The sequence below is a fragment of the Bartonella sp. AA168HLJHH genome, from assembly GCF_042197365.1.
Lineage (GTDB): Bacteria > Pseudomonadota > Alphaproteobacteria > Rhizobiales > Rhizobiaceae > Bartonella.
The window spans coordinates 31,165-39,820 of record NZ_JBHIRS010000013.1 but is presented as its reverse complement, the minus strand read 5'-3'; the positions used below and the strand labels follow the sequence as shown (position 1 = coordinate 39,820).

Sequence of the window (8,656 nt, the reverse complement as noted above, 5' to 3'; positions counted from 1 at the left end):
ATTTTTTTTTAAATAAAATAACCCAAACTTTACCAATAAAATATTGAACAAAAAATCCTATTTCAAAACATTATTGGAAAAATCTGCCTTCATAAAAATAAAACATGAAAACAGCAAGGAGTTCAAAGAGAGCATGGCGCCTTTAAAGTAAAATATAGCACCCCATTGCAATGCATAAAAATAGGAAGTTGCCTAGGAATGAGTTAATCACAATAACGCTTGTTTTATGCTACTTTAATAGAGAAAATTTTCTGCGCAGATACGATTTATAAAGACATTGCTGTATAAAGAGAATCGCATGATCTGTAATTTGTAAAAAGAATCAAATTCCTGTAGAAGCATGCTAAGCTATCTATCTATCTATCTAGCTTTCTTTATTTAATATTGAAAAGTACTTTTATAAATCTATGTGGGATAACGAACAACAAAAAAACGATCCTGGACAAGACCCTGCTCTTGTTGTCAAGCGCTTGCGGCCTGCGCGCCGACAGGTCTCTGCTCGTTGGCTTACGGGAACCATTCTGACAGGAATCACTTCCTGCATTCTTATGGGGATTGCACTTTTTACGGCTCTTGATGAACAACAGCGATTGGTAACACCGCCACAATGGTTTACGCAAGAAAACCTATCAGAATCACAAGACCCTGAGGCCAATGGCTATAAAGGTGATCGTATTTCTCCCACCCATGCAAGGCAAAGCTTTGACAGAAAACGTCAATTTGAACTATCGATTCTACAAAAAAAAGGCGATGAAAAAGTCATTCAAACACAACATTTTGAATGGATTCGTATGGCTTTAGCCGAAAATCGCCCCCAGAAATATAGCTATCCAAAATTTGATTCTTTAAGCATTCTTGCTAGTGATACGAAAAATCAAAATATCGCACCACAAGAAGATTCTGGGCAGATTTATGGAGCAAAGGTTGAAACAAAACTCACCTTACGCAGCTATGATTTTAAGGTAAATCAATTCGATTTTGATGACAGCGACACATTGACAGATGAAGAGGCACAACAAGAAGTACAAAAAGCTGGATTTACTTTAGAAAAGAGCTCCGAACTTCTTTCAGTTCTCACATTGATTGATCCTTTAAAATTAGAAGATGTATCCTCCCCTTCCCAAGGCACAGAATCCCCTGAAGTTCGAATCGTTCAAGAAAATGTAACCGTTTCTCCTCAAAGTCACCGTATCGATCTGACGAAAAACTATGTTGAAGATATTATTCCTATTCGTAAAAAACAAACGATAGCCGATGCTTTCAAAAAAACCAGTTATACAAAAAAGCAAATTGACCAGGTTGTAAAAACGCTAGAAAAAATAAGCCTTTCCGATTCCCTTAAAGAGGGAAGCCTTTTACGCATTGGTATCGTGACACAAGCTGGTGAAGAAGACCATCTCGTACGCGCAAGTATCTATCAAGGGATGCATCATGTTCTCACCATTGCCCTGAATGATAAAGGCCAATTCATTGAAAGCACAGAGCCTAAAATGTCTAAAGCACTTAAAACGGCTTTTCAAAATGGTATTCCACATTCTTATATCAATAGCGCACAATTACCAACGGCTTATGATGCACTCTATAGTGCTTTGCTAAGCCATAATATATCACAATCTCTCTCTCATCGTCTTATTCGTCTGCTGGCCACCAATATTGATATGAAAAGTCCGATAACACCCAATGATCAGATCGAAATATTTTATGCTGTACCACAAAGCGATAAAGAAAACAAAAACGGCAAAAAGAATTTGAAGGCAAAGGAATCATCCAAGAACGCTGATCCAGAAATTCGTTATATTAGTGCAACTTTTGGGAATACAACTTATAAATATTACCGTTATCAATTAAAAGATGGAAGCGTTGATTATTATGATTCTGAAGGGAAAAGTTCAAAGCCTTTCTTGCTGCGCAAACCCACACCAAATGGCATTTTTGGCTCTCCCTTTGGTCCACGTAAACATCCTATTTTAGGCTATGTCCGCATGCATACGGGTGTTGATTGGATTGCTCCTAAAGGATCACCCATTATTGCTGTAGGAGATGGTATTGTCACAAGAGTAGGCGTAACAGGCGGCTATGGAAACCATACGGAAATTCAACATGCCAATGGATATATCAGCAGTTATTCACACCAAAGTCGTTATGCACCAGACATCAAACCAGGCGTGAAAGTACGACAAGGACAAATTATTGGGTATGTTGGATCAACAGGAATGGCAACCGGACCCCATTGTCATTTTGAAATCATTGTCAATGGCGTCAAGGTTGATCCCATGCGCATTCGTATACCGGATAGCAAAGCCTTAACCAATCAAGACCTACAAACATTCCTACAAGAAAAAAACAACATTGATGCCTTGATCAACAGCCCAATAGCACCCTCCGAAGAGACTTAAAGCATGAAAGCATCTGCATTTTTACGACTCAAAACATCTAAAAAATATGCTTGAGCGCTTACTTTTCTCAAAGAGATTTCCGCATTTTAAATATCTATTAAAGAATACGCCGAAAGATTCCACCACCCAAGGTCGCATCACAATGATTAAAAATAAAACACCCTCCCCTTTTCAGGTTTACGCACAATAGAAAAGTGAAAAATATGAAACCCCAAAAGGCTAACTCTTCTTGTTTATTTTATCAAAACGATAGCCCGTCCTTATTTGCCATGCAATAAAATCTCAAATCAAAGAGGTGCCCGCTAAAGGATGAAGATTCTAAAATCCATATCATTCTATAAACAACCCGACTTCTTGTTGAATAGATTCCACTTGTTGAATGTATGCTGTTCATAGCCCTAAAGGACGGTGTTTCATGAACTTTATGAGCACGTTCTACCTTAAGAATATTCCTTACACACTTTTACAAAAACACCCCATATTTAAAGTTTCACATGCCTTACAAAAAATAACAAAACTTGAAAACAATCTTTTTGCAAAGCAATAGAGCTTACGAATATAAGTATTATTGGCTTAAAGGAGCACTTATTCAAAATAAATTTAAAGGCTAACTTAAGCACTTCAAAGCTCTCAGACAAGGAGAACTTTGAAAGCCGATCATCGGAGTCAACAAAGCAAAAAAACAACAAGAGAGAAAATCAAACATTACACCAAAAGATAAAGAAGCAAAGTTGTTTCTCTTGAAGGCAATTGACAATCTGATATGAATGGTGCTGTGTTCGCGCTACTGAAGCCGTATTTTTCCTTCTTCTTGTGAAAAGATGCCCTCCCCATACATTCACGATGAATGAAAGGCAGCTTACCACGAGAAAAGAGAAAATTTACCCTTTTAAAAAATCAGTCAGAGCTTTTTTTTGAACTATTCATGCTAAGTTTTGGCAAAGGAATGACAATCTTTGTGCCTCCTAAAGCAGAAGTTTCAAACAGAGGTTTTTCACCAAATTGCATACAGAGCTGTTCCACGACCACACGACCAAGTCCTGTTTTTTGTTTTAAAGTTTGGCTTTTCATTCCCACGCCATCATCTTCTACAATGAGCATCAATTGTCCATCTTTCTGGGGACCAAAGGAGATATAAATATGACCAGACCGTTGATCAGGAAAGGCATGTTTTAAGGAATTTGTCAGCAGTTCACCAAGGATAATTCCAAGTGTTGTCGCATCTCTTGAAGACAGGCGACAATCTTTAAAGTTGGTGTGAATGGTGATGTTTTCACGCAATTCAAAAGGGACTGCCAATTCGACATCATGCACAACAGAGCTGAGAAACTCTGCCAATAGTGTCGTTTCCATATCATCACTTAAGCGCAAACGACGATGTGCTGTAGAAATTGTCTGAATACGATCACGTGCAGCCCCTAGAACAGCACGGACCTCTTCATTTTTGCTCCGGTTTAACTGGAGCCCCAACAAAGAAGACACCGTTCCAAGAGAATTGCCAATGCGATGGCTTGCATCCTGCAACAATATTTCAACCCGTTGGCGTTCTTTTTCAGCGTGATTACGTGCTCTTTCTAATTCTTGTGTTCGTTCTTTCACGCGGGCTTCCAGAGCGATATTTTCACTATGAAGCAGCAATTGATACAATTTTAAAGAGCGCATATCACGATGAAAACGATTAATAACAAAATAGGCAGAAATAAAGGTACTCACAACGGAAACAATAGCCGCCAATGTCAAAGCCGCCCGCATCAATGCGATACCCTCACGCTGTTTTTGTCGCACCACATCATCCCCATTAATAAAGCTTGTCATCAATTGAGCTAAACGTGCTACAGGAATCTTTGATACTTCCAAAGAGTCCGCATGAGAGGGTTGAGAAGATTGTTCAGGAATCGCATCAAGAGCACGCATATGGGCATTCATAAAGGCTTTTCGTGCTTCAACCTCTTCTTTAAAAGCCGTAAACCATTTATACCACTGCGGATGTGCATAAACAATAAGTGCGATATAGTCGAGAATATTCCCCAACTCCCGCTCTGCATTTTCAAAACGTATTTTATCTTCCGCCTTGCGCGTTTTTGCATAGCTGCGATCAGCAACAGCCATATCAATCAGGCTAATAAGGACCAAATCAGCCTGTTCGCGCAATTCTGAACTTGTATTCAACTGTGCGACTTCTCGATCAACGGCATTTGAAAGCAACATAATAAAAACCGATGCCAAAAGAGCCATAACAAGAGAAACAACAATCGCACCCCACCGCCAGCGTGATATCGTTGCATCAGAAGAAGGCATTTGAGGCATCAAATTTGTTTTTGTTGTCATAGAATGTCCATTGGCGAACTTGAAAGTCGTCATTTTTCAGCACAAAGGAAGGCAACCTTATGGAACATAAAACCTAAAGCCCGTGAGAAAGTTTTATACAGGCTTTTCTTGTGTTCCTAAGGATACACGCCAAACTTCTGAATTCCCTCAGATACTGACTTTACTGTAATAGCTATAACGGGAATAAAAAAAACAAGGCTATCAATCATAATTATTATGCTTTTTTAGCCGTTAAATGAACACAATGTACTTCCAGCTGAGTAAGAATCAGGACCATAATCAGACTCACCATTGACTTTAAGAAGTTCTTGTAATCGATTACGCGCCCTGCTCACACGGCTTTTAATGGTTCCAACAGCACAACCACAAATAGCCGCAGCATCTTCATAAGAAAATCCCGATGCGCCAATGAGAATAATGGCTTCTCTTTGATCGGCAGAAAGCAAATTTAAGGCTTTTTTGAAATCTTGCAAATCAAGTGATCCATATTGAGCAGGATGAACAGCGACATTTTGAGTAAACACGCCGTCGGTATCTTGAACTTCTCTTCCCTTTTTACGCATTTGACTATAAAATTCATTGCGCAAAATGGTAAAAAGCCAAGCTTTAAGATTAGTTCCCATCTCAAAACTATCTTGCTTAGCCCATGCCTTCATAACAGTATCTTGGACCAAATCTTCGGCTTTATCGTGCTTGCCACTTAAAGAAACAGCAAAAGCTCGTAAAGCCGGCAACACAGAAAGGAGTTCTTGTTTAAAGTTTTTCGCGCACTTTGACATAAAGGATTCAAACCTTTTCCACATTGTTTAAGCCAAATTGCTCTGCGCGCTCCAACTTCTCTAAAAGCTCAAGCAAACACCGTGGCAGTGCTTCTTCTTGAATTTCCATGTAAAATTGACGTAACTTCCGTGCTATTTCGCTATTGACCCCGAGAAGATCATCTCCAACTCTAAATTGTGTAGTGAGATTTTTTTCATCACGGTCGTTCATTTTTCATCCCCCTAATCCATATATTACTGGTAGCACCGCGAAGTTTTTTCGCCTTATGGTTGTAAATATAGCTGTCGGTAAAAAGTTCCATACAAATCAAGGAACTTTTTTATCGGTTGAGAATTTCAACCAACAAAATGCTTGAAAGGTCAAAGGAGTTATAAATTATGTCATTATCAACGCGCATTGCCCCGCATCTTCCCTATCTTCGGCGTTTTGCCCGCTCTGTCACCGGTAGCCAATCCTCTGGCGATGCCTATGTTTCAGCGATGTTGGAAGCACTCATTGCCGACATCTCCATTTTTCCCAAAGCCTCCACTGACCGAATTGGTACCTATTGGCTTTTTTGCCATCTTTTTGACCAAACCACACCAAACATCCCTGAACCCCTGCCCCAATTTGGTCTTGAACAAAAAACCAGTGCCAAATTATCCTATCTCACGCCCCGTGCACGCCAAGCATTTTTGCTCATTGCCGTTGAAGGATTTCATGAACAAGACGCCAGCGAAATCATGAATCTGGATACGAAAGAATTTCGCAAGCTTCTCAACCAAGCATCCATTGATATTTCTCAACAAATTGCCACTGAAGTAATGATTATTGAAGATGAACCTCTTATTGCACTTGATATTGAGCAAATGGTAGAAAGCCTAGGTCATCATGTTGTAGGAATAGCGCGCACGCGTGATGAAGCTGTCATCATGTATCATAAGAAAAAACCACGGTTGATTTTGGCTGATATTCAATTAGCCGATAACAGTTCAGGGATTGATGCGGTCAACGAGATTTTGAAAAATGACCGTATACCGGTGATTTTCATCACGGCTTTTCCCGAAAGGCTTCTCACTGGCGAGCGTCCAGAACCAACTTTTTTAGTGACCAAACCTTTTAACCCTGATATGGTGAAAGCGCTTATTTCCCAAGCTTTATTTTTTCAAGAGAATGCTTCTAAAGCGGCTTAGAACAGGGTAACATCTTAAAATTATGATCGTTACGCCTCTTTCAAAGCCTCCCATGGATAGATCTCATATGAGTGCGCTCATGCAAGCGATTCGTGGTGCTGATATTTGCGTTCTCTATCAGGCAACAAATCTGGTTTATTTATGGGCTGAAAACTTGCCACATCATTTGCACAATAAATGGCGGGTTGGGTGTCGTGACAGCGACTTTTTTTCGCTTGACCTTGCAGACAATATGGAAACCATCAAACTGCAAGTTTTAGCCAGTGGCAAAATGCAAACTGTTGAAGCACGTTTTGAAGATACAAACAAACAAGAGATTTGGTACAAATTTTCTATTGATTGCCACCGCAATGATAACGAAGACATTATTGGTATTATCACCACCGGTGTCAATATTTCCGGCTTACGCCGCCGTGAACAAGTGCTTAAAATCCTTCTTCGCGAAGTCAGTCACCGTTCTAAAAACCTTCTAGCGATCATTCAAAGTATTGCCAGCCAAACCGCCCGCTATACTGAATCTCTTCAAGTTTTTTTACGAAAATTTCAAGGTCGTCTTCATTCTCTTTCTCATTCTCAAGATCTGATCACTGATTCCGATTGGCGCGGTGCTCAATTTCGCGAATTGGTCCAAACGCAGGCTTTAGGTTATTTTATGAAAGAAACAGAACGTTTTTCACTTGAAGGCGTCGATCCTTATCTTTTTCCCAATGCCGCTTTGCATATCGGTTTGGCTTTTCATGAACTGATTGTCAATTCTCTTTCTTTTGGAGCCCTTTCCCAAGAAAAGGGGAGCATCTGTGTACGCTGTGAAATTGAAACAAAACTGAATGGCAAAACGCAACTTATCATCACGTGGCATGAAAATTTTGAATCCGGCATCCCTCCCACAAACAATAAAAAAGCCTGTTTTGGTAGTGCCGTTCTCGAAAAAATCGTTCCCATTTCCGTGAATGGTTCAGCTTCCCTCAAATTGACACAAGAAGGAATTGTCTATTGCCTCTCTGTTCCTGATACTTATTTTGATATTTTTTCTTAAAAGAGCATTTTAAACAATGAACAAGAGAAGTTTCCCCTTTTTTAGCAAAATGTCTCATCTGTTTATTAAGCACAAAGATATTTTCAACCCCTTTAAACCAACCTCTATTGTCCCCCAATAGTTCCCCAAAACCTTAACGATGAGAACTGAAAGCCACATAAAATCCATTTCCGCTGTAAATCAACTTTCATCCCTTATAGAACCGCATATTTTAAGAGAGAAACCAAAACAATGAAGAGTAAACCGTTTCAGCTTTTATATGCCAAATAAAAGCGAACCTATTACCTATCTCTTTTTGTGCAACTTTCGCAATGCGTATACAATTCCATTTTGGCAGAATATGAAATTTCAAGGAGTAAAGCTAATATCCATCATCACTCTTCAGCTTTACGGGCTTAAAGCATCCACGACAACGACAATTAATTGATGAAAATTACATATTTTACGCTTTTATTTATCGCATTCTTTAATGGAGATATCCTCTTCAAGTACAATAGGACATTCTAAAACAGAATACACTTGTGTTCCTCATTCACGCACTTTTTTAATATTTCCCAGCGCATCCACGCTCATTTCAAAACAGTATCTGTAAATAAGATATAATAGCCCCCGTAAAGTGAACCATCAAAACCGCCCCTTGTTACGCCACGTCCTTCTTTACCTTCATACCCCTTTTCACTTCATAAAAGTAGTAGCTGAGCATCATCATACCATTTGTCTCTCATGTTACAACAGCCATTGACCTTTGAGAGCGTCCATAAGAGGCATTTTAGGCTTTTTTCAAATATTACTCACCGACATAGAGCCCATACATACCCTTTTATGACGTGCAAGCCAATGACTTTGATTAATTCACTATAGAACCCGCATCTCAAAGGAGGAACGGACATCTCAAAGGAGGAACGGACATCTCAAAGGAGGAACGGACATCTCAAAGGAGGAAC

At 39.5% G+C, this 8,656-nt stretch carries 6 protein-coding genes; 3 read left to right on the top strand and 3 right to left on the bottom strand.

Translation table 11 applies throughout. From position 1 onward, the window contains the following. Positions 1-407: 407 nt before the first annotated feature. Positions 408-2,396, top strand: coding sequence for a M23 family metallopeptidase (locus ACFINM_RS07665; RefSeq protein WP_375641012.1), 1,989 nt, complete (start codon positions 408-410; stop codon positions 2,394-2,396). An 897-nt stretch (positions 2,397-3,293) separates the two neighbouring features. Here ACFINM_RS07665 and ACFINM_RS07660 read toward each other — a convergent pair. The 3 genes from ACFINM_RS07660 to ACFINM_RS07650 form a co-directional block, all read right to left on the bottom strand. Continuing rightward, positions 3,294-4,724, bottom strand: a complete 1,431-nt coding sequence (locus ACFINM_RS07660; protein WP_375621451.1) for a sensor histidine kinase — start codon at positions 4,722-4,724, stop codon at positions 3,294-3,296. A gap of 224 nt (positions 4,725-4,948) precedes the next feature. Next, positions 4,949-5,503, bottom strand: coding sequence for an RNA polymerase sigma factor (locus ACFINM_RS07655; RefSeq protein ID WP_375611691.1), 555 nt, complete (start codon positions 5,501-5,503; stop codon positions 4,949-4,951). A 7-nt stretch (positions 5,504-5,510) separates the two neighbouring features. Then, positions 5,511-5,714 carry a NepR family anti-sigma factor gene (locus ACFINM_RS07650; RefSeq protein ID WP_375610684.1) on the bottom strand — a complete coding sequence of 68 codons (204 nt, stop codon included), beginning with the start codon at positions 5,712-5,714 and terminating at the stop codon, positions 5,511-5,513. A 167-nt stretch (positions 5,715-5,881) separates the two neighbouring features. Between ACFINM_RS07650 and ACFINM_RS07645 the strand changes: the two genes are divergently transcribed. Together ACFINM_RS07645 and ACFINM_RS07640 are read left to right on the top strand one after the other, a co-directional pair. Continuing rightward, a complete protein-coding gene (locus tag ACFINM_RS07645; protein ID WP_375607013.1) occupies positions 5,882-6,676 on the top strand; it encodes a response regulator in 795 nt (264 codons plus the stop codon). A gap of 22 nt (positions 6,677-6,698) precedes the next feature. Beyond that, positions 6,699-7,712, top strand: a complete 1,014-nt coding sequence (locus ACFINM_RS07640; RefSeq protein ID WP_375618002.1) for a sensor histidine kinase — start codon at positions 6,699-6,701, stop codon at positions 7,710-7,712. Positions 7,713-8,656: the final 944 nt, after the last annotated feature.